The sequence below is a fragment of the bacterium genome (genome assembly GCA_012517375.1).
GTDB lineage: Bacteria > Hydrothermota > Tepidihabitantia > B3-TA06 > B3-TA06 > JAAYVC01.
Map to the genome: position 1 here is coordinate 18,201 of JAAYVC010000037.1, position 25,089 is coordinate 43,289.

The 25,089-nt window shown below is 52.1% G+C and carries 18 protein-coding genes and 1 riboswitch; of the genes, 2 read left to right on the plus strand and 16 right to left on the minus strand.

Features of this window, described 5'->3' with window-relative positions; genetic code table 11:
- Positions 1 to 139: 139 nt before the first annotated feature.
- The 8 genes from GX441_04535 to GX441_04570 form a co-directional block, all read right to left on the minus strand.
- A complete protein-coding gene (locus GX441_04535) occupies positions 140 to 1,495 on the minus strand; it encodes a radical SAM protein (protein NLI97909.1) in 1,356 nt (451 codons plus the stop codon).
- 214 nt (positions 1,496 to 1,709) lie between these two features.
- A complete protein-coding gene (locus tag GX441_04540) occupies positions 1,710 to 3,068 on the minus strand; it encodes a radical SAM protein (protein ID NLI97910.1) in 1,359 nt (452 codons plus the stop codon).
- 99 nt (positions 3,069 to 3,167) lie between these two features.
- A complete protein-coding gene (locus GX441_04545) occupies positions 3,168 to 4,496 on the minus strand; it encodes a radical SAM protein (protein ID NLI97911.1) in 1,329 nt (442 codons plus the stop codon).
- A gap of 3 nt (positions 4,497 to 4,499) precedes the next feature.
- Positions 4,500 to 5,816, minus strand: coding sequence for a radical SAM protein (locus GX441_04550; GenBank protein NLI97912.1), 1,317 nt, complete (start codon positions 5,814 to 5,816; stop codon positions 4,500 to 4,502).
- 146 nt (positions 5,817 to 5,962) lie between these two features.
- Positions 5,963 to 7,723, minus strand: a complete 1,761-nt coding sequence (locus GX441_04555) for a hypothetical protein (GenBank protein ID NLI97913.1) — start codon at positions 7,721 to 7,723, stop codon at positions 5,963 to 5,965.
- A 15-nt stretch (positions 7,724 to 7,738) separates the two neighbouring features.
- Positions 7,739 to 9,499, minus strand: a complete 1,761-nt coding sequence (locus GX441_04560) for a hypothetical protein (GenBank protein NLI97914.1) — start codon at positions 9,497 to 9,499, stop codon at positions 7,739 to 7,741.
- 20 nt (positions 9,500 to 9,519) lie between these two features.
- A complete protein-coding gene (locus GX441_04565) occupies positions 9,520 to 10,281 on the minus strand; it encodes a hypothetical protein (GenBank protein NLI97915.1) in 762 nt (253 codons plus the stop codon).
- Between the two features lie 117 nt (positions 10,282 to 10,398).
- The gene (locus tag GX441_04570) at positions 10,399 to 10,758 is read right to left on the minus strand and encodes a hypothetical protein (GenBank protein NLI97916.1); all 360 of its coding nucleotides are present in this window, start codon (positions 10,756 to 10,758) and stop codon (positions 10,399 to 10,401) included.
- Between the two features lie 302 nt (positions 10,759 to 11,060).
- Here GX441_04570 and GX441_04575 point away from each other — a divergent pair, with 302 nt between their 5' ends.
- A complete protein-coding gene (locus GX441_04575) occupies positions 11,061 to 11,621 on the plus strand; it encodes a hypothetical protein (GenBank protein ID NLI97917.1) in 561 nt (186 codons plus the stop codon).
- Between the two features lie 87 nt (positions 11,622 to 11,708).
- On the opposite strand, the gene GX441_04580 is transcribed toward GX441_04575, so the two are convergent.
- Positions 11,709 to 12,863 carry a Fic family protein gene (locus GX441_04580; GenBank protein NLI97918.1) on the minus strand — a complete coding sequence of 385 codons (1,155 nt, stop codon included), beginning with the start codon at positions 12,861 to 12,863 and terminating at the stop codon, positions 11,709 to 11,711.
- A 229-nt stretch (positions 12,864 to 13,092) separates the two neighbouring features.
- A riboswitch (cobalamin riboswitch) is annotated at positions 13,093 to 13,281 on the plus strand.
- A gap of 81 nt (positions 13,282 to 13,362) precedes the next feature.
- Here GX441_04580 and GX441_04585 point away from each other — a divergent pair.
- Entirely contained in the window at positions 13,363 to 15,351 is a 1,989-nt protein-coding gene (locus GX441_04585) for a TonB-dependent receptor (protein NLI97919.1), read from the plus strand.
- Positions 15,352 to 16,057: 706 nt separating this feature from the next.
- Here GX441_04585 and GX441_04590 read toward each other — a convergent pair.
- The 7 genes from GX441_04590 to GX441_04620 form a co-directional block, all read right to left on the minus strand.
- Complete coding sequence (locus tag GX441_04590; GenBank protein ID NLI97920.1) at positions 16,058 to 16,813, minus strand: hypothetical protein; 756 nt, start codon at positions 16,811 to 16,813, stop codon at positions 16,058 to 16,060.
- A 260-nt stretch (positions 16,814 to 17,073) separates the two neighbouring features.
- Positions 17,074 to 17,850, minus strand: coding sequence for a hypothetical protein (locus GX441_04595; protein NLI97921.1), 777 nt, complete (start codon positions 17,848 to 17,850; stop codon positions 17,074 to 17,076).
- 239 nt (positions 17,851 to 18,089) lie between these two features.
- Positions 18,090 to 19,094, minus strand: coding sequence for a radical SAM protein (locus tag GX441_04600; protein ID NLI97922.1), 1,005 nt, complete (start codon positions 19,092 to 19,094; stop codon positions 18,090 to 18,092).
- A 342-nt stretch (positions 19,095 to 19,436) separates the two neighbouring features.
- Entirely contained in the window at positions 19,437 to 21,503 is a 2,067-nt protein-coding gene (gene fusA / locus GX441_04605) for an elongation factor G (GenBank protein NLI97923.1), read from the minus strand.
- A gap of 7 nt (positions 21,504 to 21,510) precedes the next feature.
- Positions 21,511 to 22,983, minus strand: coding sequence for a response regulator (locus tag GX441_04610; protein NLI97924.1), 1,473 nt, complete (start codon positions 22,981 to 22,983; stop codon positions 21,511 to 21,513).
- Entirely contained in the window at positions 22,980 to 23,366 is a 387-nt protein-coding gene (locus GX441_04615) for a response regulator (protein NLI97925.1), read from the minus strand. The genes GX441_04610 and GX441_04615 overlap by 4 nt, the downstream gene beginning before the upstream one ends.
- Complete coding sequence (locus GX441_04620) at positions 23,363 to 24,901, minus strand: response regulator (GenBank protein NLI97926.1); 1,539 nt, start codon at positions 24,899 to 24,901, stop codon at positions 23,363 to 23,365. Before GX441_04620 ends, GX441_04615 begins: the two co-directional genes overlap by 4 nt.
- Positions 24,902 to 25,089 lie beyond the last annotated feature (188 nt).

Sequence of the window (25,089 nt, forward strand, 5' to 3'; positions counted from 1 at the left end):
CCCGTATAAGTTCACGCATCAGCCGGCATCTTCAATGCTCCGGTAGGCTTAATTCAAAGACAACACATATTCAATGAATAGTCGGGACATATAGCTCTAGATTGCCCACTCATCCAGGGAAAAACCTGGATTTACACACTCACACTTTGTCATGTTTCATCTTGGGAAAGAATACTTGCTTTCGATCGTCAACCACCGCCGCAACCACCGGGCTCTTCAGGATATCGTCCCAGATGAAGCCGAGCCCGTGCCTGGCGAACCGCTCCCTTATGAGTCTCGCAAAACCCTTGAAGTAGATGTCTCTAGGCCTGTTAAGGTAAGCGATAATCGCATTGAGAAGGTATCTCATTTGAGCGGCGGAGATATGCGGATGGTTCCATACGAGGTGCTTTGCGCTGTAGTGACGGTAGTTTGTGTCCGTTATCCCGTAACGCATCCGGATGTCGTCCCATAAGGGCGTTTTTGGGAAGGGGGTCAGCACGTTAACCTGATGGGCGTCGAAACCCGCCTTCTTCACAAGCGCCGCGTCCTCCAGCGTCTGCTCTGCGGTCATGCCCTCGTAGCCTATCATATAGTAGACCATGCGGTACATATCGCCCTTCTCCCTCGTCTTTCGGGAAAACTCCATAATCTCCTCAACCTTCTGCTTCTTGTCTATGCTGTCCAGGGCGCCCTGCTTCATCGTCTCAAGACCAATAACAGGAAAACGCAGCCCCCGCTCGTACCAGGTTTCAAGATTTCTCAAGTAAATGCCTGCCCGCGATTGCGACCACCAGCGCAGGCCGTAGCGGGCAAAAAGTTCAGAAAGCTTGTCCGCGTAGGCAGGGAACGTTCCGAAGAGCTCGTCCATAACGAACACGTCCTTTATTCCAACCTTGCGATAGTGCTTCACGACCCGCTCGACGCTCTCGAAGTTGACTGTAAACCGTCTGTCCTCATATGCAGGCGTCTGGCAGAACGTGCACCTGAAGGGGCAGCCGCGCTCGGTGTACAAAAGACCCATCATCAGATAAGGAATTGAGCCCGGCTTGAACCTGAAAGGCATCATCAAGGAGGGATGTTCTACCTCCTCGTCCCGTACCCTGTATCCGAACGCCTGCGCCACCTGATCCTCTGCAGCGCCCGAAAAGACCCTGTCGCAAAATTCGGCAACGTGTCCGTCAAGCGCGCCGTGTCCGCCAGCCCATATCTCGCGAACCCCGTGCCTGCGAGCCTCATCCGCCATGCGCTCCACCTCGGCTATCTCGTTCTGAAAAAAGGAGAAGCCTACAACGTCCCAGCCCTCCTTGAGTCTCTCGACATATTCAGGCCACATAGGATACTCGAGTATCTCTATCTCAGGCACGTTCTGCTTCAGGAAGCGCAGCCCGAAGCCTATGCGTCTTGGATTAGAGATTCGTGGAACCCCGTAAACGTTCTCGCCTATGTAATCGAGATAATCGTCTGCGAAACGCCTGTAGGCGTTGCATAAAAGCACCTTTGGTGCAGTCTTCAATGCTCCTCTCACGGTATCAGTCTAAAAATCCTGTATGCTAATCTTCTTCCTGCTCTTTATACATTCTACACCGTGTGCTTGCGCTGTCAAGACCTTGTTTGAGGTTATTCCTCAAGACTTACGCTGAGGATTGTCCGGGATTTGATCTTATATCATCTTCTTTGCACGTTAGATTGGTAAAAAACCTCGCCACCGTCTCTCGCACTCTCGTGTTTTAAGAACCGAGCCTCTTAAAGAAGATCTGCTTGCGGTCGTCGTACAGGCTGGCTGCAAGAGGTCCCTTGATGAGGTCGCGCCACACGAACTCGAAGCCTTTTTCGCGCAATCTCTCCCGAACGATCCGGGAGAAGGGTCGTATGTATGCATCGAATGGATTGTTGAGATAATTGATGAGCGAAGCGCGCAGATAAAGCATCTGGGAGGGCGTTATCTCGGGATGGTTCCATACGAGGTGGCCGGTATCGAAATCCCTGTAATTATCCTTGATTATCCCGTACTTTGAATCAAGCTCCTTCCAGAGAGGGGTCCCGGGAAAGGGAGTGAGTACGCTTACCCCGTGCGCATCGAAGCCCATGCGCTTGAGCTGTACTGCGTCCTGGATGGTCTCATCCCGGCTCATGTTCTCGTAGCCTATCATCCAGTCCACTATCCTGTAGATGCCGGGTTTTTCCTTCGTTCTTTCAGCATATTCCTCAATCTCCGCGGTCTTCTGGCGCTTCTTGATGATATCCAGAGACTTTTGAACGGTAGACTCGAGGCCTATCATGGGAAAGCGCAACCCCTTCTCGTACCACTCGTCGAGATGGTCAAGGATAAGGGATATGCGCGACTGGGCCCACCATCGAAACTTGTATCTCGCGAACATCCCGGTGAGTTTTTCGGAAAGCCGGGGATTGTACCCGAAGAGTTCGTCCGCGATGAAAAGATCGGTAAGTCCCTTGCTCCGGTAGTGCTTAATGACGCGCTCGATGCTTTCTATATTTATGGGCAGGGGTCTGGTGTCAAGAGCGGGCGTCTGGCAAAAGCTGCATTCGAAAGGACACCCGTGCTGCGTGTACAGGAGGCCAAGCGTCAACAGAGGTATGTTGCCGGGTTTTATCGTACCCGGCCAGCACATTACCGGATGCTCTATCGAGTCGTCCGGGATGCGGTATCCGAAAACCCTGGCTACGGCGTCCTCTGAGGCTCCAGTAAAAACCCTGTCCACTATCCGGGGGATTGCAGGATTCAGCGCTCCGTACCCTCCCGCCCACAGCTCGCGGATTCCATGACTGCGCGCCTCTTCAGCCATCCTCGCTATCTCCGCTATCTCGTTCTCGAAAAAAGTGAAGCCCACCACGTCCCAACCCTCCCTGAGTCTCTCGACATATTCAGGCCACATCGGATACTCGAGTATCTCGACCTCGGGAACGTTCTGCTTTAAGAACCTCAGGCTCATCGAGACCCGGCGGGGCGAGGCAACCCGGGGAAGGCCGAAGACCTGGCCTCCGATTACATCCCAGTAGTCGTTGCGGAATCGCCTGTAGGCCGTACACAAAAGAACCCGGGGGTTAGCGCTCAAAGCGCCTTTCACGGCACCGACCTGCTCAACGATGCACCCTTCTCAGGCTGACAGAAAAAAGAAATCGAGTTGAATTCCATCCCTTGCTTACGTCTCATAACGACCCGATGCTTACTTGCCTTGCTCCATGAGATTTCTCACCATGGATTCAAAAGGTGTTCGAATTATATCTCGCCATACGAACCTTAGACCTTCCGCTGTAAACCTCTCCTTTACGAGCCTTGCAAAACCCCTTGCGTATATGTCGAAGGGATTGTTGAGATAGGATATTGCGAGCCTTAAGAGATAATGCATCTCGGCTGGACTTATATGAGGGTGGTTCCAGACCAGATGCTTCGCGTCGTAGTGCCTGTAGAACTTATCTCTTATCCCGTACCTGGATTCGGTCTCGCTCCACAACGGCGTTTGGGGGAACGGCGTTATCACGTTTACCTGAAAAGCGTCGAACCCGACTGACTTGAGCGCGCGGACGTCGTCCCAAAGCGTCCGGGCGTCCTGGCTCTCGTAGCCTATCATGTAGTAGACCATGCGGTACATGGCTTTCTTTTCACTCGTCCTCCGCTCGAACTCGACTATCTCCTCTATCCTCTGTTTCTTGTCGATTGAATCGAGAGAGGACTGCGACATGGCCTCGACCCCTATCAGAGGGAATCTGAGCCCGCGCTCGTGCCAGGTATCAAGATGCCTCATGAAGAGCGCCGCGCGCGACTGCGCCCACCAGCGGAGCTTGTATCGGGCCAACAGAAGGGTCAGCCTGTCCGCGAACCCGGGGCTTATCCCGAAGAGCTCGTCGAGCACCAGGACGTCGGTCACACCGGTCCTTGAGTACTCGCGTAACACCCTCTCGATGCTGTCTATGTTGACGTTAAACCGGACCTTGTCGTAGGAGGGCGTCTGGCAGAAAGTGCATTTGTACGGGCAGCCGCGCTCGGTATAGAGAATTCCCATCCTTAGATAAGGGATATTGCCCGGTATGAAATCCATAGGCCATATTATCGACGGATGCAGGACGTCCGTTACCCTTTTACCGAAGACCTGTGCGACAGCGTCCTCCGACGCACCGGTGAAGACCCTGTCCACCTCTCGCGGTACCGCCTCGTCCAGCGCTCCGTACCCTCCGGCCCATATCTCCTTCACTCCATGCCTGCGGGCCTCGCGAACCATCTCGAAGACCTCCGCAATCTCGTTCTGGAAGAACGAGAAGCCGACTACGTCCCAACCCTCCTTAAGCTTTTTAACGTAGTCCCGCCATAAGGGGTACTCGAGTATCTCAAGTTCGGGCACGTTGCGCTTAAGGAACCGGAGCGCCGGCGACTGTTTGCGCTTGAGCGAAACCCTCGGTTTAAGATACACGTTCTCGCCCACATAATCCAGAAAGTCGTCCCTGAATCGCCTGTATGAGGTGCAGATGAGAATCCTCGGGTTGCTTGAGAGCGCCATCCTCTAAACCCGTCCATCCAGGAAGACCTGCTTGCGCTCGTCGTATGCGAGGGAATGCAGGAAAGGTCTGGCAATATCGTCCCACAGGAAACCGAGGCCTTTCTTGTAAATCCTCTTCTGAGCCATTCTTATCACGCCAGCCCCGTAGTTCTTCATCGGTATGTTGAGGGAAGCCATGCCCACACGCTTGAGAAACTCCATGCTCCCGGCAGAGATGCGAGGGTGGTTCCAGACGAGAAACCGAGCGTCGAACTTGCGGTAGTCCTTCTCGAATATCCCGTAGCGCTCCTTAATCTCGAACCATTGAGGCGTCTTCGGGTAGGGGGTCAGCACTGTGAGCTGGTGGGCGTCAAAGCCAATCTCCCTAAGAATCTCGTAGTCCGAAAGCACGGACTCGACCGTATCCTCCTCATAGCCTATCATGTAGAAAGCCATTGTGAACACCTTTCGCTCCCTGGTGGCGCGCCTGAACTCCCTCATCACATCAAGACTCGTCCGCTTGCCAATCCGCTTCAATATCTCGTCGTTCACGCTCTCGACCCCGAAACCTACGTTGACCATGCCCCGCTCGGTCCAGGAATCTATGTGCTTTAAGGTCAAGTCGGCCCTTGACTGCACCCACCAGTGAAACCCGTAGCGGGCAAGCATATCGAGCACCTGTTCCGAATGAGAAGGGAACGTATAAAAGGTCTCGTCGAGTATAAAAAGCTCATTTATACCGTGGGAGCGGTAGTATCTTAAAACCTCCTCTATCGACTCAAGAGGCAGTCTTGCCGGATGAGGCGAGTGTACGGGAGTCTGGCAGAACGTGCACCTATAGGGACATCCGCGCTGGGTGAAGAGGAGCCCTATCTTCTTGTAAGGCACGGCTGGGGGCAGGACAACCCTGACAGGTATAACAACCGGAGGGTGCAGGGTTCTTTCAAGCTTCCTGCCGAAGCATTCCTCAAGAACCTCTGCCTCTACGTACCCGTACCAGATTCTGTCTGCAAACCCCTCCGCCTCCTCCGATAACCCGCCGTAGCCGCCCGCCCATATCTCCCCGACCCCCTGCCTGCGCGCCTCCTCCACCATCTCCAAAATCTCTGCCAGATCGTGCTGGAAGAACGAGAAGCCCACGACATCCCACCCTTCCCTGAGCTTTGCCACGTACTCATGCCACAGGGGAAACTCCATAATCTCGAGTTCAGGCACGTTCTGCTTCATGAACCTGAGAGAGGTTGAAACCGTTCTTATGAAACCGAAGCGCGGGGTGCGGAAAAAGTTAGCGCCAACGGCATCGTAATAATCACGGGGGCTGTGCCTGTAGGCGGTTGTCAATAAGATTCTTGGCGAGGAAGTCAAGGGGCGCGGGGAGGGCAAGGAGGGCGAGGAGCTTGGGGGCATTTCAGCCGAGACTCCCTCTCGCGATGGACTCAAAATACCCGGTTATTCCCGATGATTTTACAGCCCTCAAATCAGACACCCTACTTATCAATGGGCAGAAGAAGCCATGAGGTGTAATCCGCGACTCCCAGGTAGGCTTCTGATGCGGCAACGGAGAGGGCTTTTCCGGGTGTATCTATGTAGCCGAGAATCCGTGGCGAATGAGGATCACTCACGTCAACCTTCAGCACGCCCTTCTCGCCGCAAGCCAGATACAATGTGGAGCCAGAGAGCGCGAGACCATAAGGTCTTGAACCAAGCATGGTGAAAGAAAGCTGTCCGGGCTCTTTCGGATTGCTTATATCGAGCGCCGCCAGAGCGCCTATCGAGTCGGCAACGTACAGCCTGTCCTGTTCAACCAAAAGCGACCGGGGGCTTACTGTCCCGGGATACAGGGAAAGCGTTACCGGCGTTTCGCCCTCCTTCCTTAAAGCCACTACCCACAGTCCAGAATCCGGATCTGCCACGTAGACGATGGAATCCTTAACGGCAACGTCAACCGCCTTGATTCCTTCAAGCTTGCCCTTCTCCTTCAGGGGCCCGCAAGGGCATATCCAGAGCACCCGCAGCCCTTTTTCGCCCGCCGCATCAAGAATGAGTTCATTGGAGAGCGCGATTCTCGAAAGGTCTCCTGCCTGGTTTATGGTGAAATCCGGTTTCGTAACAGGGAACTCCTTCAAGGAAAAGATGCTTAGCAGGGAGCGTCCGGGATCAACCACGTAAAGATTGGTTCCGGAGAGAAGCACGCCGGCGGCGTTATCGGGCTTCGGGTCAGCGAAACCGACGACGAGCTTTTCGGGCTCGGGCTTTACAACCTTTGCACCGTCCCTGCCCTGCGCGATAGCCCAGAACTCGCCGCCCCTTGCCGTGTGAACGGAGGGAGCATTCTTGGGAAGTCTCTTCGTGATCTCCATGTTCGCGAAATTCTTTCCCTCAAGGAATACGATTCCTTTGTCCCTGAGCGCAAGATAAAAGCCTTTCTTTGAGGGCAGGATATCGGCCACATATCCTTCAGCAAAGCCTCGGGAAGCGTCAAGCCTTTTTCCTTTGGCATCGAATACGGCATATCCTTGATAACCCAGCGCCGCAAACAGTTTCTTCGACTGAAAACAAAGCGCCACTGGTGAAGCGGGCGCATCAAAAACACTTTCCTCTTTTGGCTCCTTAGGGTCCTTCAGCGAAAAGACCGCTATCTTTGACTCGCTTAATCCCGCATAGAGCCTTGAATCGCCTGCGGCAAGGGTTTTTACTCCCGGAAGAGAAGTCTCCTTAATGATTTTCGGTGCTTTTTCGCAGGTAATTACATATATGCTCCCGCCTGCGGCGGCGTAAAAATAACCATTCCAGAAGACGATGCTTTCAACCTTTGAACCGAGATTGACACTTGCCGGTGCATCGTTCTTTGAAGACAAGTAGATAACGGCGAATAAGCCGGATTCTGTTCCTGCGGCAACGAAACCCTGGCCGCAAGAAAGCGCCGTTACTTCTGAACCTATCTCATAACTTCCAAGATTAGAGCCTGACGCGTCGAACAAGGCGACTGATTCTGCGTCAGAAAGACAGAGCTTGCCGTCGTCGCACGAGCGGACTTTTCTCGAATAACCGAGGGTAGGGAAATGTCCGACCGCTTTAAGCTCCGTATCCATCGCTGCAAGACCGTATCCGGAAGCGGCATACAGCCTGCCGCCCATCTCGACCAGATTCCAATAATCACCCGATATAAAATGACTGGCGGCTCCCTCGGGCAGGATACTTTTGCCTTCCTGGACCCCGAAAAGGAACGTAAGTATCGAAAACAGCATCTTTCTTCTCCTGAATCAATTGATTGAATACAGTTCAACGGCGTACGGAGTCGAAACCAGCAAACGCTGTCCGGTTAAGCCTACGCCTCTTGCGCCGTATACGTCTATCCTCGAGATAATCCTGGGTTTTGCCCTGTCGCTGATATCGAGAACGTATACACCCTCCTTGCCCGCAGCCACATAAAGCGTATCGCCTTTAATCGCAAGCGCCGAAGGCGTGCCGTCAAGCTCCAATGCAGCCTCTTCCTTGAGTTTTGAAGGTCTCGATGCGTTAATCAATCCCAGACCGCCCTTCTTGTCAAGACCGACAAGAAGATTCCCTTCAAGGTAAAGCCTGTCGTACGTTCTGGAAAGATCAGCGCTTGATACGGTTTCGAGTTTTGTGCTGTCCTTCCAGGAAACCGTATAAATCTTATTGCCTGAACCCGAGACAAGTACGAGCCTTGTATCGGGTATAATCTTTACGTCGAGCGCGCGGCCTTCAATCCCAAGCCTGCCCAGCTCCTTGAATGGGCCGCACGGGCAGCGCCAGTACGAACCGACGCCTCTTGTATCCTCGGCGGTGAGAACGATTTCTCCTTCGGCATCAAGACCAGAAAGCATGGACTCGTACTGAATGAACGAGCGCCTTTCGGGCCGAGAGGGGTCTTTTATATCGACTATCTTGAGCAGGTTGGTTGCGGTAACTGCATATATCTGCGTTCCGAAAAGGTACAAAATCCTCGCGTCATCAATATCCTTATAGGCTCCGAGATAAGCGAGCGTATCGCCTATGTTTATCGTCCTTATCCCGCCCTGTCCTACCGCGGCTACGGCGATATCTCCCACGCAAAGAAGCTCGTAACCGTCGCCGACACTCTTGTAGAAGATTCCGTTCAGGAAAGGCGGGCCTATGGAAAGGTCAACCTTTCCGAAGCCCTGGGTGGTCATGACCAGGAGAAGAGAGTCCTTAAGCGCGAGGCTGGTTGCCAAGCCGTACATATCCATTTCCTGGGAAAGAAGGGGTTTGCGAGGTTCCGCAATGGAAAAAATCAAGAGATCGGCCGTGCCGGCCGCGGCGGCAAGTCTGTCCTTGTAAGCATCCAGCCTTCTTATCTCTCCTTTCGCTTCAACCTTCGCGACTACCTTCGCGGAGTTTCGTTTGGGTTCAACTACCCACAGTCCTTCGTCTCCTGCTGCAAGATAGATGATATTGTTCGCGGGAAAAACGTCGAGAACGGCCGGGTCGCCGTCTACAGACAGCTTCACGCACTCAACCTTTTTTTGAGAGAAGTCGACGGCATAAAGACCTGCGGTGTCGGATGCGAGATAAAGCGTTGCGCCCGAGGGGACAATTCTCGCGGGCGGAGCAGCAAGCATCACGGGAGACGGCTCAATCTGCGCTCCCGATGAAAGGTCTATTCCGTAAAGTCTCAGTGAATCATCCGCGAACCACAGCGTATCTCCATCAAGAGACATTGCTGACACCGCTTCGTCAAAGATTGTTGCCGCATCTGTGACCTGTTTATCGGCTGGGTCTAGCGTTAAAGCCGTTATGCCTCTCGAACCTGCGACATAAAATGTGCCGTCGTAGCGGACAATGGTATGATTCCTGCCTGGAAGGAGTCTATCAGAAAGGCGAAGCATGTCCGATAATCTGAAAGCGGTAAAGCCTCTTCCGTCAGCCATGTAAATAGCCTCGCCATCCATTACGGAGGACGAGAATTCGCCGCCGACAACCAAACCGGTTTCGTATTCGACATTGCCCAAGAGAGGCAGAAGCAAGAGAACCGACATGTTTGGGTTACCTGTGTATGTTATTGATTCTGGATAAATTGACTGCGAATGTCGAACTCCCTGTTCATCCTGAATGGAAGAGGTTTTTCAAGTAATTCCCGGTTTTTATTTCTCTTAAAATTTACATCCGTAGTCTTGATGACCGTCAAATTCGTGCCCGGAATGATGGAACCGGCATAAAGCTCTATCTCCTTAGGCCAGGTCTTACTGCCCGACTCGGCAAACTCCTTGAAAACGATCCTCGAGGCTTCATTTTGAATGCTTATAGGCTGATGGGTCGCGGCGTCGTATTCGTAAACGTTTCCGGACTTGGCCTTAATGACAAGTTTGTTTTCCTGATTGTAAAATGTGTCGATGTCGCCTACGCCTCCGGGCAGGAGATTAAAAACAGAAAGTATATCTTCCGGAGAAAAAGGAATCGAGACACCGTAGCCGCTCTTCTGATTCAGGAGTGTAGTAAGCTTAACGCCCCTGATGAAGTCGCAGATCCATATGGTATCGGCTACGCCCTTGAAGAATCCCGCAGGACCTCCGCCAGCCGAGCGAATATCGAATATGAACGAGCCCTTTTCCCAGTAAAAAAAATAGGGGAGGAGCATCTGCGAAACTCCTGAGCTGTCTTTTGCCTCCAGGGTGCCCATTATTGAGAGGTAGTCGGGCGGTTTTTCACTTGTTAGGAACTGCAACTCCTTGGGCATGTCCGCCGCGGCGTTTACTATCGTGAATGCAAGAAGCAGCCCGAATAGTATTGTGGCTGCCTTGAACTTGAAACTTTGATTCATTATTATCCTCCTAAAAACGAGTCGTGAATGCTTAAAAGAACAATTATAGAAGAGCCTCGAGATATGTCAAGCCGGGATCCTTGCCTTAAGATTATTAAAAATGTATGCTTAGAGAGTCTAATATGCCTCTAGGCCTTCTATTTTGAGGCCTGGGTTTTTTGCAGCGAGCTTTTTCAAAGTATCTAAAACTTCCCAGGTTTTACCCCAGGCAAGGTTTGTGTCGATTATTACGGCTATGGCACCTTTTTTCTGGCCCGAGTAACGTTTCCATAAAAAATCAACATCTATGGCGCTGTCGTTAAGCGCCAGACCAGCTTTGGTCACGCGCAGCGTATCCTGTTCCAGCTTCTCTTTCGATTGGTTCTGGAGTATCTTCATGGTTACAACCAATGCCAGAAGCACTGCCGCAGCTATAAGCACTGGTCCTTGAAAAAAACTCAGGCGCATAAGCCTGTTCCTGCGTTCGGGCAAGCTCATGCCGTTATTATAGGCATTTTGTTCCCGAGGTCAAAGAAACCATGAATCCCAAGAGCAAGAGGGGTTGACACAAAGGAATTATTTACTATCATTAATAATAGATTTTAACAGGAGTTGTTTTAAAGAGGGCGTCCTGCCCGAACACAAGAACCTTTCTTTAATGGAGCATGTGGACGGGTTTCCCCTTTAAAACAATTACAAGGATTATAATTAAAAAGGCTGATTGTCTGACCTGCTAAGACAATAAAAAAAATCGTCTTCGGTGGTGTTTTAGTGAAATTACTATCTGGAAGGAGGGCAAATTGCCTGGAGTCAGAGGCAATTCCTTCGCCACCATAAACAGGTGGCTGGGTCAGAATCTGAGCGTTGAGGATTACCGTGAGTTAATCTCATCGATGAGGCCTCCAGTAACGCGCATTCTGACGAAACCTGAGGGGTGGTCGTGGTATCCCCTTGAGTATCTATCAGAGATCCTCCTCAGTCTGAAGGATTCCAAAAATCTCCGCAACGGCGAAACGCTAGACCAGCTTGGAAGGTTCCTGGCCGATGAGGACATGGGCGGCGCGCCAAAGACAACAACATCCTTTATGCCGATGCCGAGGGTGCTTCCCCGGGTTCCCTTTCTCTGGTCAAGGTCAATGGACTGCGGCGATTTCAATATCCTTCTCGTTTCGGAATCGGAGAACAAGGCTTCTATCTGTCTTTCAGGATACGACGGAGGACCCATGCACTGCGCGCTCATCCGCGCTTGGCTCGAGCGCACGTTCGAGCTTATGAGCGGCGGCAAGGTCAGCGTTGAAGAAACCTCTTGTCGCTACGCCAACGGCGGCAACGCCTGTCACTGGGAAGTGAGCTGGGAATAGCAAAATACCCACGCAAACGCTCCACTTTTTTTAATGTTCGTAACGAATTGAAATTTTAGCAAAAGACCTGAGACTAAGATCTTTTTCTCAACGGAAGGAGAGCATCTTTTCCTTCTTAGCTCTTACCCCTTCTATTCTAATTTCGATGATGTCCATTTTGACAAGCGAATTAAGATCGCGAGAAATAGTTTTTGCGGTCTTACTTGCATAGGATTCGGCCACTCTGGGGCTGAGTTCGCGAATTTCGGATTTCGGAATGATTTGTCCCTTATTTGAAATAGCCAAAGCCAATTGTCGTTGCCTTCTAGCCGTTTTCCCCTTCTTATCTCTGAATGCTTCGTGTACATAATCCTTCCATGCGATATCTAAAACCTCTATAGAAACCTTTTGCATCTGTTCGCCCAACCCATCCAGAAACCCTTCTATTGCATACTGGATGAAGGGTATTACGTTTCCGCCGGATTTTGAAGCTTGGTCAAGATGTTTGTAATACTCATTTCGGGTTTGATTGTAGTGGTTGCTTAGAAGATGTGCAGCAATTGTCGGTATACCAGCATCTAATAATATCTGAAACTCCACCAATCTTGCGGTTCGGCCGTTTCCGTCACCGTAAGGATGTATCCACGCCAGATAAAGATGCGCGAGGACAGCTCTTATCAAAGCAAATGCGAGTTTGTGCCCCTTGGGCGCCCTGGAACGTTCTTGATTGAGCCAATCACACAGGCGTTTTAACAAGTATTCGCAATCATCTGGGGGCGCAGCACGGTAACGGACAAGTTCAACCCCGACAGAATAGTTTCTTATCTTACCAGGAACTATTTGTTCGGGCAATTCTAAATTCTTTAGGACCAGATCATTAAACTCGTTGATTTTCTTAACAGATAGAAGCCCGCGATTGGTCCCCGTTAATAGTTCAGTTCCAATGATATTGCAGGCTTCAATTATATTGTTTATTTCTTGAGAAAGATACTCTTTGGAAGGAGGAAGGCTAAGCCTCCCTTCAACAAGTTTTAAGGCATCTTCCTCTGTAAGTGTATTCCCCTCAATAGCAGTTGTAGCTAAAGCCCCCTTGGCTAGATATAACTCATGCAATCTTTTAGCCGTTGCTGGACGTAGCGGCAAGTTTGCTAGATATTCGCACTTGGCTTGCGCTTCACCAAGCATTAACCACAAATCATGCCTAGCTCGGCCGAGGTCGAGTGTAAATGTCAACCACGGATGTGTCTTTTCAAATGTCCGCACTTATGTCCTCAAAGATGTCCAATTGATTTGATTATTATATATATGTAAATATAAAAAGTTACAACAACAAGTAATCTTATGATCCCCTTTTTTTGTCTAACAATATATCCCTATTATAGTCCTCGTTTTGGGTATTGTCAAGTAACGATTCACTCTCCGCTATTCTCCTTGACAACCTCCACCTCCTCCCCTATAATCTTCTAACAACTTGCGTGTAAAGGCGGAGGCCAGGGAAGGCCGTGAGAATCGGCCGCGGTGCCGCCACTGTGATCTGGAAACTGCGTTTCCTCCGGGGTTTTCATCGAAAAAACTTCCGGGTAGATTGAAACAAGGATGCGTCCTCGTTTCTCAAGTCACTATCTGCAGGAAGCAGATGGGAAGGCTGGAGACGCAACGAGACCAGTAAGCCAGGAGACCTATCCGCCACTATCCCGCACCACCCATTCCGGGCCAGGATGGGGGTGTGGTTATCCTAACTCTTACAACTTGGAGGTTTACAATGGTCAAGGCCCTTATCATATCATTTCTTTTCGGGCAGGCGCCTCTGGCAGATACATCGACAACTGGAGCCGTAAGGCTGCCGGAGGTCGTCGTGACCGCGACGAGGCTCTCGCTGCCTGCCAATCTATCGCTATGGCCTGTTGAAGTCATAGAAACAGACGATGAACCCGATCTTGCGGCGGTGCTTGAGGAGAAGAGCCCTGCAACGGACGTACGCTCCTACGGTCTTACGGGCCAGCCGGCCTACTTCTTTCTCGCAGGAGTTACTTCGACGCGCGTGCTCGTTCTCTCGGACGGCGTTCCTATGAACTCGCGTACAAACGGCGTCATCGATCTCGGCATGCTTCCTTTGTCCCCGGGTTCACGGATAGAAATCGTGCGCGGTCCGCTTTCAGCCTTATACGGTTCCACAGCGATAGGCGGCGTGGTGAACATAATTCCCTCCTACGAAAACGGTATCGCTGCAGGACTCGAACTCGATCAGCATCTGGGTCTTTCCGCCGCTGTTGCGACCTCGAATCGGATCAAGAACACCGGTCTCAGGCTTGGTGGTTCCTACCTGACGTCTCCAGGTCTCAGAAGCAACGATTCTACAAAAAGATACAGCGCTCATGCGGGTATTGAATTCAACCTCAAAAAAGGCTTCATGCTTGGCGGCGGTTTGGAGATAGTATCACGCGATATGGGCGTGCCCGGTCCTCTGCCCGATGTTTCATCCGGACTTCCTAGGTTCGGAGACTCCACCTGCACCTCCCTGTACGACCGGGAACTCGACGATCTCTACTCCTTTAATATCAAAGCAGGCTGGAACCCTGTAGCTAACTTCTCCTCCTTGCTCAAGCTTTACGGACTTTCTCAGATAACCTTTTTCGACTGGAGATACCTTGACTACTCGATGAACGTCATCAGGGAGATTGACGATTATCAAGACGCCAAGCTCGGAGCCGACCTGCTTGTATCGGGAAGACTCAACTGGCTCAATCTTGCAGGAGGGGTTAATCTCGAGCACGAGGCCGTAGGCGTCCTGACCCTTGCACAGGACAGCGCAACCGGCGATACTGTGTCACGTTCGGCGTGGAACGCCGAAGACCTCCACCTGGGCGCCTGGGCTGAAGGCATTGCGGAGCTGGGAATGTTTGCGCCGACAATTGCCGTAAGACTCGACTATTCGCCACAGTACAACCTGGCGCTTTCTCCTGAAGCCGGACTTGCTGTAACTATCATACCTGAGCGCCTTAAACTCTCCGCCGCTTACGGAAGGGCATTCCGCGCGCCGTCTTTCAACGACCTCTACTGGCCTTATATGGGCGACTCCACTCTGGAACCCGAGCGAGGCCAGTCCGCATCGCTTTCCGCAGATGCACAACCCCTCGATTTTCTTAAACTTAATGTTTCCGGTTTCTGGAAGGATATAAAGGATATGATCTCGTGGTTGCCCGATTCGCAGGGCATCTGGAAGGCGACGAACGTGGACAGGGTTCAGATCTTTGGAACAGACGCAGATGTTAAACTTAGGATCGCAGACAGCGTAGTTAACGCATCACTCGGTGCGGCGTACAACTTCGCCGCGGAGACTCGCACCATTGTGGTCTATTCGGACTGGATATCGGGCGAGACCCGCGATTCCACAGTAACGCGGCAAGCTGCATTTATTCCGCCACTTGTGCTTAAGGCTAACCTGGCGCTTCGACTGTGGAAGGGCGGCAGGATAGCGGCCAACGCCGCGTGGACCGCCGGACGCGTCAACTACTACTCCGACTACTCCGCCTCCCCGGTTGTCGGTGTACTCACAAAGCGCATAAATCCGTCGCTTAAACTCAACGCATCCATCTCGCAGACGCTTTTCAAGATGCTTACGATAGAGGCTGGCGTGCGCAACATCACCGATGACCGCACGCCAGAGCAGTTCGGTACGGAATATACCGACCTCAACTATCCCACGCCTTCACGAAACTTGTACGCCAAGCTGTCCATTCAATATCGATAAGATTTCCTGGGGACCCCGTTAACCCTCGGGGTCCCCACAAAGCTGCGGAGCAGCTTTGTGGGGTGACAAAAGCTGGTCAAAAGCTGGTCAAAAGTGGGACAAAAGCTGGTCAGAAGTTGGTCAAAACTTGGACAAATTTCACCCTCAAAAGAGTCAGGATTAATGGAAGAAGGCCAGATTTCGAGAAGTACGCAAGGAAAATCGAAAATGTCATTGCGAGGTTGTTTCGAGCAACCGAAGCAATCGCCCAAATGGAATGCAATCCTTTCGGATGCTCTGCAACCTCAGGATAACATGTTGCATGTTACCCACCATCGCCAGAGGAGAGGGGTCGGAGAAAGAAAAATGTCTTTGGCTGAACTCGCGCTGTTAGCACTCCCGTTCGGCAGGCAACCAAGGTGACGGGATGAAGCTCCGAAGGGTGAGCGGAGGGAACCATCTCAAGGCAGTATCTGAAAACATGTGGAATCGACTCATGTGTTTTAAAATAGTGCTAGGAGATTGCCACGACTTCCTTTGGAAGTCTCGCAATGACTATGGGGAGAACAAACGTAGGGGCCAGCTTTAACGCCTCTGGCGTTCGCTGCGCGTCAGGTGCTTCGCTCCTCCGCCTGTCATTCTGAGGAGCAACGTAGTTGCGACGTGAGAATCGCCTTTATGATCTGCCAACACCTTTGGTGTTCGGTGCTCAACGAGTCGACCCGCTTCATTCGTCAATAAAGTTCCCTTTAGCTCCGTATTTTTGGAGCCAAGCTAAGGCGGTTTGAATGAACCGAAGACTGAAATCTTTTTCCAACGCAAGATCAAGGGCGTTTATGTTATGAAAACAGGTGACAATTGAGTTGCTTGCACTGAAAGTCATAGAAGTTAGTGTCATGAGCGCCAAATGCAATTTGTCTATATCCAAGAAAGGTTCAGAGTAGATAAGATTATTCTTTTGGCCCACAAGCATTCTTAGAATTCCTTTCCATGTGGGGTGGGAGCCTAAAGTGGAAAAATGCCCGTATAAGATTCTTTCATCATCGGCGTTTCCTTTCGTAACCACATTTTCATACTCTTTCAAAAACTTTCGATTATCGCCTGCTGAAAATTCTTTTCCGTTTTTCCATCTTTGAATTGCTGACGTATCTAAGGCAAATCTTCTAATAAGCAAAGAACTTTCCTGGATGTCCCTTGTAATCATTAACGAAGCCTGGTAAAAGCCTGATATAATCAACCCAAAAGCGACCGAGACATCATTATAAGTTCTTACGATTAATCCCAAAACAACGAGCTCGTCGTCCGTTTTGTGTTTCCGATCAATTCCAATCTTCCAAATCCATTCCACGGATTCACTCAGAATCTTCAAGTGGTCTTGGCACTCATCATCCGCGCCAGTAGCCATAAGGATTTGCTCGCGCATCTTTTTCTCGGCTTCCAGCATGTTCGCAAGGTTTTCCGGCAAGGGCAGCACAATACTCATTTCTTCCTCCTCTTTTACGGTTCAGTTATAGTATAATTTAGGTTGCGGATGTCAATCCCCCCTCCCCCCTCTCGCAGGAAGGACCTTCATCCAGTCAGCGTGAGATGGCTCCCTTCGTTCGCCCTGCGGACTCACGTCCTTCCGGTCATACGACCGTCAGTCCTCAGAATGACTAAGCAAGCCCCCTCCCTCTCCCTTTCTCCCTCCCCCGGAGGGGGAGGATAGCCAACGTAGGGGCCAACCTTCAGGTCGGCCCGCTTTTACAAATCGTGCCCTTCATTTCTTAAAGCTCCAAATGATGGAAAATCCCTGTAGAGTTTCAACCATTTTGAAAGCCAAGAATTGAATTTTGAATAAGCGATGCCAAAGTCTTCATTGGCGTTTTTTAGGTTTTCTTCCCCGTATGCCTTAACCAGTTGTTTTGTCGCATACGATGAAATCCGGGCCAGCCAAGTTAAACCATTTTGCAGAGGTATTTGCTCGACATAAGGACCTAGATGTAAGTTTCCGTGAGGATCACCTAACATCAACGCGATTCCGCGATAAGTGGGGTGTACGTTCATATCACACAGAAGTGCATGGGTGGCTTCGATAGGATGTTCCTTTATTCTTAAGCGGTCTTTGACTTTTCTTAACGCATCGGAAAGTAGCCCCCTCCTAGTTGAATAGATTGCTTTTTTCCAAGCTTGGATCGCAGAACGTTCCATTGAAAAAAACTCAAAAAGAATTGAGCATTCAAGCATATGCCGCTGAGGCATGAAAGACATTTGATAAAATCCTTGCATCATTAGAAGCCATGCGGTTGCACAATCGTTGTACAAGCTAGTTCCTAGGCCTAAGAGAGTAATATCGTCTTCGTTGTTATGTTTGTGGATTGTTGATATAGCTTTTATTAAGAGCATTGAATTTTCGATTGAACTGAAATGATCACCAAATTCTTTAATGTGAGAGTATATCATTTCACGGGAACTTTGCACTAATGGTACTCCGTTGGTCAATACCCTTTCTAGGATATCGGGAATAGCTGGTTTAAGCATGAATTTTCCTCCTCTTTTACGGTTCAGTTATAGTATAATTTAGGTTGCGGATGTCAATCCCCCCTTATCAAGGAGGACGCCTGAAGGGCGAGGGGTATTACGGGTCCCCCTTATACTGCGCTCCCTCGATTCCTCCCACCAGGAGAGGGAGAATTCAATTTCCTCTCAGGAGATAGTCATTGCAGTGACGCATAGATGGGGTCCTCACAGAAATACTCGATATCTTTACGGGGATGAAACTACCACCAGACGGAGAAATACGAGCAGCGGTCGCAGGGCGGGGAAAGGCCCACCTTGCGGGCAGCCAGGTGCCTTTCTCTATAGAACTTCATTTTTTTGCCGTGCCAGATCGCGTAAAGGCTTTCGCTGCCTTGCACGCCCACGCTGCCCTCAGCATCGTAATCAAGACAACACACGGGAACGGTGCCGTCCCAGTAGACGCTGAGCTGCGTAAAAGGGTAGATACACGGCGGCCACGCGCCCTCTCGTCCGCGATGAGGGGTGTAAACCACGGGGTCAAGACTTACGCTTTTAAGCCAGTCCTGCGGCTGGCGAACCAGGATTGAATCGGCAACCCGAGCCCACTCTCTTCGGAGAGCGGGTATCTGGGATGAGTTGGATCCCAGGAGCACCATCTCGATTTGAATCCTTGGCCTTCCGCCTCGTCTTGCAAACGCCAATGTTCGCACATTCTCCACGACCGAATCAAAGTCAAGTCCCGTGCGGATACGGTTGTAAACCTCGGTGCTCGCGCCGTCCAACGAGATGTTTACCTCGTCCAGGCCGGCTTCGATAAGCCCCAGCGCCCGCGAACGGTCGAGGAGAGAAGCGTTCGTAACGATAGAGGTTTTTACCCCCTTGGAATGAGCGTAGGAAACCTTCTGCTCCAGCCCTTTGTCGAGGAGCGACTCGCCGAACCCCGAAAGATAGAGCTTTTGGACCCCGTGCTCGGCGCATTCATCCGCGATATCGGCGAAGCGGGACCATGACATTATTCCTTTTGTGCGACTCATTGTGGAGGAGGGGCACATGATGCATCTGGAATTGCAGTATGCGGATGATTCAACGGCCACCGTTTCGGGAAATTCCTCGTGCGCGGAGATGATCCGTTTTATTCGGCGGCGGTAAAAGTAATTGTAGAAGGAATTTCCGTTAAGCGATTTCGTCTTCAGTAATTTGTAAAAGAGCTCACGAGAAACCGCAGACATCTTGACGCGTTCCCTCAACTGGTCGATAAAATCCATATCTGGTTCCGCCTTTTTTCAAGCACTTGTTTCTATTATCCATGCGGAGCGGTGGATTGTCAATACCTTTACCTGAAAAATTCGCAGGCCGACTTTATCCGGGGAACCCCTCCCCCCTTATAGAAAGGGGGGGCCGAAAAAAGTCCCACTTATTATTAAGGGGGATTTCCCATCCTTCATGAGATTCTCACGTCCTTCCGGTCATACGACCGTCAGTCCTCAGAATGACTAAGCAAGCCCCCTCCCTCTCCCTTTCTCCCTCCCCCGGGGGGAGGGGAGAAGAATTATTGAACTAGTTATTGCTGTGACGAAAAGCGGGCCCCGTAAAAATACTCCGTGTTTTTACGGGGTTAGTATCAGGTACTGGAAGAGTTTTCTGCGCTCCTCCTCGGGCAGGAGGCTGTAGTGCGAGAAGTGCATGGCGAAGGAGGCGCGGCCCTGGCTTACGGAGCGCAGCGCGGTCGCGTAGCCGAAGCTCTGCGAAAGGGGCAGAAACGCTTTAACAAGCTTCTGCTCCTTAATGTTCTCTAAAAGCTCAATCTTGCCGCGGCGCGAGCCCAGGTCGGAGATGACGTCGCCCAGATACTCCTCGGGCGTTATTATCTCGAGGTCCATTATCGGCTCGAGAAGCGCGGGCGACGCCTGCTCGTACGCCTCCCGGAACGCCTGCGATGTCGCGGCCTTGAATGCGATGTCGGACGCTTCCTCCTCCCTGAACTCGACCTCGGTGACTGTAGCGCGCACGTTCGCGACAGGAAAGCCGAGAAGCTGTCCTGCAGAGAAGGATTCTGAAAGCGTCGTCTCAATCGCCTGCAGGAACTCGCGCGGAATCTCATCCTTCAGCTTGACCCTCGCGTCCTTTCCACCCTCGTGAGGCTCCACCCTCACCGTGACTGCGGCATAGTGGCTCTTTGTACCAATGACCTTCGCGAATGTAGCCTTGCGCTCCACCTTCTCCGTTACGGTCTCCCTGTACGATACCTGCGGCTTGCCCACGCGCACGGGGACCCGGAACTCCTTCTGAATCCGGTCAACGATAATCTCCAGATGAAGCTCGCCCATTCCCGAAACGAGCGTCTGTCCGGTCTCGGGGTCTATTCGGACGCCGAATGTAGGGTCCTCGAGCTGCATTATCTCTAGCGCGCGGCCGAGCTTTGCCTCGTCCGCTTTCGTGTGCGGTTCAACTGCCTGGTGGATGACGGGCTCCGGAAAGCGCATTGCCTCGTACACTATTGGGTGCTTCTGGTCAGAAAGCGTTGAGCCTGTGGTTATGTGCCGCAGACCGGACAAAAGACCTATCTCGCCTGCCTCGAGCTTCGCAACCTCCTCGAAGTGATTGGAGTGGGGGAGAAAGAGCTTTTGCACCCTCGAGCGCTTGCCTCCCGGAAAACCGAGTACGGTCTCGCCCTGCTTTACGGTTCCGGAGTAAAGACGAGTGAATGCAAGAGGACCCATATGCTGGTCGTATGCGAGCTTGAACACGAGCGCGGATAATGGCTCGTCGGGCAGGGGTTTGAATTTAATCTTTCGCTCCTCGCGCTCAGGATCAGAACCCTCGAGCGCTGCAACGTCCAGCGGCGATGGCAGGTAATGGATGACCGCATCCAGGAGCGGCTGAACGCCCTTGTTCTTGAGCGCCGAGCCGCACAAGACGGGCACAATCTTTCCTTCAAGCGTGAGCGAGCGCAGCGCTGCTCTGAGTGGTCCCGGCTCGCTCTTGCGACCGGCCATGTAATCTTCTAGAATCTCATCCTCCACCTCTGATGCGACGTTCACGAGCCTCTCGCGCCAGTGCTTTGCAACGGCGACGTGCTCGGCCGGCATCTCTTCCACGATGAACTCCGAACCCTGGGCCTCGTCCCTCCACCTGATAGCCTTCCACTCCACCAGGTCTATGACGCCCTTGAAGCCCTGCTCCGAGCCGAGCGGTATCTGCACCGGGACGGGGAGCTGGCTGAAGCGAGCCTCCATCATGTCAATGACCCGCTCGAAGTCGGCGCCCGTGCGGTCCATCTTGTTCACGAATGCGATCCTCGGGATATGGTAGCGGTCCGCCTGATGCCACACGGTTTCAGACTGAGGCTCAACGCCTCCTACAGCGCAGAAGACGACTACTGCTCCGTCCAGCACCTTGAGCGAGCGCTCAACCTCTATCGTGAAGTCCACATGACCCGGCGTATCGATTACATTTATCCTTATGTCCTTCCAGTAAACAACTGTCGCAGCTGAAGTTATAGTAATGCCCCTCTCGCGTTCCTGCTGCATCCAGTCCATTGTAGCGGCGCCGTCGTCGACCTCTCCCATGCGGTGTATCCTCTTAGCGTAAAAAAGAATCCTCTCCGTAGTGGTGGTTTTTCCCGCATCTATATGTGCGGCTATACCTATGTTGCGAAGCTTCGACAGATCCATTGTAAGGTTAACGGGCGATTTCCTTGGCTAAATCCTTAAGGATTCCTGCGGATTTGATGCGATCCGAAGGCAGGCAGGTCATTGTGCGGGTGCCGCGGAATTCGTTGCCCAGCTCTATTTCGGGTTTTGTCGGATCGGTGTTAATTATTACGGCAGGTCCTGAGACGCGCTCCCTCAAGAGAGCGAGGGCGAACTTGAGATTGGACACCTCCTCCTCGACTGCGGAGTTGGCAAGAAGGATCATCCCCTGGACTTTAGCCACGAATGTCTGCCACAGGGGAGCAAAGCGCTTGGCTCCTGGCAGGCCGTACATGTTGAACTGGTAAGGGCCTATAATCACCTTCCCGAAGTTCAGTACCTTGTCCTCCGGCCTTTCGGCCTCTTCCTCGCCCGAAATGGTATGAATGAAGATGTTGCGGGAATCGCGGTCGGTTCCTATCACGACGAGGTTGAATACGTGTGTAACGGGCTGCGGCTTCGTGTCGAACGACTCTTCTTCCTCTTCCTTCGCCTCGGTCTTCTCATGCGCCGCCTTGCCTGCAAGCTCGACCGCGCCCGATGCGATCATCGATTTCAGCGCCTCAAGCGTATCGAAATCCGATAAGGGACTCTCAAGAAGCATCTCTCTTACGCTAATCTTTCCGTCCGCCAGTTCGCAAACGACTCGCTCTCCGTCTGTAGACGGCTCGCTTCCGGGCTTGAGCGCGGGAACAGCATCGATATCGAGCTCCTGCTTTATCCGCTCCGCCTCGTCAAGCTCCCTTAAGGACTCGAATATCGCTTCGTCGGTCTGGTTCTCAATGGACGGGATAACGGAAAGGCTCTCCGTAAGCTTGACCTTGAAGGTTCCGTCCGACCATGAAAGGAGCGTAGGAAGCGCCGCTAGGCCGTGCTTGTTCCTGTAGTTGGCGGCTATCAGCCTCCCGGCCGCGAGATAGAGCGCTCCCTGTTCGCCCGACGATTCAAGGCTCACCTCGCCGGTCTTCTGGCCGAAGGAAAGCATCTGCAGGAGATCGATGACTCCCAGATCCTCAATCCTTCCAGATGTCGCAACTTCGGACTCCTCTTCGCGCTTGAACGTCTCGCGGTAGCGGGAATAGCGGTCGAGCAGTATCTCGATTCGCGCAAGAAGCTCGCGGAACTCGAACGGCTTCGTGAGATAGTCATCGGCGCCCAATCTTAAACCTTTAACCTTGTCCTGAGTATCGGCGAGCGCGGAAAGAAAGATGAAGGGGATGTTGTGCAGGTTTTCGGATGCCCTTATCTTTCCGCACAGGGCGTAGCCGTCCATGCCCGGCATCATTATATCGGCGATGACTATGTCCGGCGGGTTCGCAATCGCCTTCTCGAGCGCGACGTTCGCACTCGAAGCCACGGTCACGTCAAAACTCTGTTCTGAGAGCCTTATCTCCAGAAGATTCAAGAGATGCGGGTCGTCGTCTACGACGAGGACCTTGTGCTGAGGCGGCTTGGCGTTCACTTTCCCTGCTCCTTCAGGTGGCGCTCGAGCACTGCTGCTATGTCCTGGGCCACCTGGCGCGTATCAATAGGTTTTGAGATATAGCCGTCGCAGCCGCATGCCCTAAGAACCTCCTCGTCGTGCCTGTCCGAGATTGCGGTAACGGCAATGACCGGCACCATCTTCAGCTCTTTATCCTGCTTTAATAACCTCGTCGCTTCGTATCCGTCCATGCCGGGAAGGTGCATATCCATCAATATAAGGTCAGGATGCATCAAGCGGGCGAGCCTTAGCCCCTCGTCCGCGCTCGAAGCGCACGTTACCTTGTGCCCCGCCATCTCCAGAAGCACCCGCAGGAGCTCCTGGTTGCCCTCGTTGTCTTCAACCACGAGAATGGAGCTCACGTTTCTTCCTCCGCCTTATGACCGAGAAGGTCTCCAATCTTCTTGCGCAGCGAGGTGCGGTCGAGCTGGGCCTTTGTGAATATATCGCGGATGTTGTGGCTAAGGTTCGCCCTGTCTATCTCGGTCAGGTCTTTTGCGGTAAAAAGGATGACGGGCAGGCCTTTCGTTACCTCATCCGACTCCATGAGCCTCATTACGTCGAACCCGTCCAGATCGGGCATCATCAAATCAAGAACAACCAGATCGGGCTTGTCTGCGCGAGCCTTTTTAAGTCCCTCAACCCCGCTTGCCGCTTTGAGGACCTCGTAGCCGTCCAGCTTCAGCATCTCCTCTATAAGGCTTATATCGGCAGGGTTATCGTCAATAACAAGCACCCGCTTTGTCCGCCGGCCCGATCTGGCTAGCTTTTCAATCTTTGAAAGAAGCTCTACCCTGGCAACAGGTTTGACCATGTAGTCGACGGCGCCCAGAGAAAGTCCGAAGCTCTTGTCCTCCACGATTGAAACGACGATAATCGGAATGTCCTTTGTCTCGGGAATCTCCTTCAGCCTGTGCAGAACCCTCCAGCCATCCATCTCCGGAAGCAGAATATCCAGTGTAATGGCCGCTGGTATAAGGGTCAAAGCCTTGCTCAAGGCCTCCTCTCCTGTTGTTGCGACCTCCACCTTGTAGCCAGCTTCGCCCAGCCACACGGACATTAGGTTGGCTGCGAGGGGATTATCCTCAACGACTAGAATAGGTTTATCCGTGACAGGCGGAAGCTTTCCTTTAAGCTCCTCCTTATCCTTTGGATGCGCGGGCTGCTCGAAGCGTACGTACGGAAGCTTTACGGTGAATGTAGAACCGGCTCCTGGAGCGCTCTTGACGTCAATGGAGCCTCCCTGTATCTCAAGAAGCTTCTTCACGAGCGCCAGACCGAGCCCGGTTCCCTCATACCTCCTGGTAGTAGTGCCGTCCACCTGGTGGAAAGCCTCGAAAACCTTCTTTACCTCCTCCTCCTCTATCCCTATCCCGGTATCAGATACCGAAACAAGCAATTTATCGCCCACCTTACCTGCCTTAATCACTATGGTTCCCTTTTCAGTGAACTTAACGGCGTTGGAGAGGAGATTATCCACTATCTGCGCAAGCTTGCGGCGGTCGGTAAGAATCGTTTCGAGAGGCTCAACCTCGACCTTGAGCTCTATTCCCTTTCGTTCGGAGATAACGTTGTATGCCTTAAGCACTTCCCAGATGACGGTCGAGATCTCAGTAGGCTCGTTGAATATCTCAAGCATGCCCGCCTCGAGACGGGAGTAGTCAAGGATGTCGTTTACCAGCCTCAGCAGGTGAGAGCCCGAGGAATGGATTATACTTATGTAGTGGCGCTGCTTTTCATTAAGGTCGCCCACAAGACCGTCCATCAACAGTTCGCTGAACCCGATTACGGAGTTCAGGGGCGTGCGCAGCTCGTGACTCATGCTCGCAAGAAACTGCGACTTAAGCCTTGCGGCTTCTATTATTTCCTGCGCCTTCTTGTTTTCGTCCTGTTTCAACTGGCCTCCTTGCCGAATGCATACAGCCTGCGTGAAATTAAAGTTTAAGCCGTCTTTTCAAAAAGTCAAGCAGGATTTGCGCTGTAAGATCAGCAAAAAACGCGGATACGCGAACATCTGCATCCGCACCTTCTGCAGAAATCAAAGGATTTTCTATCGCCTTACGCTGGCCTCCAGATGTCGCCGCT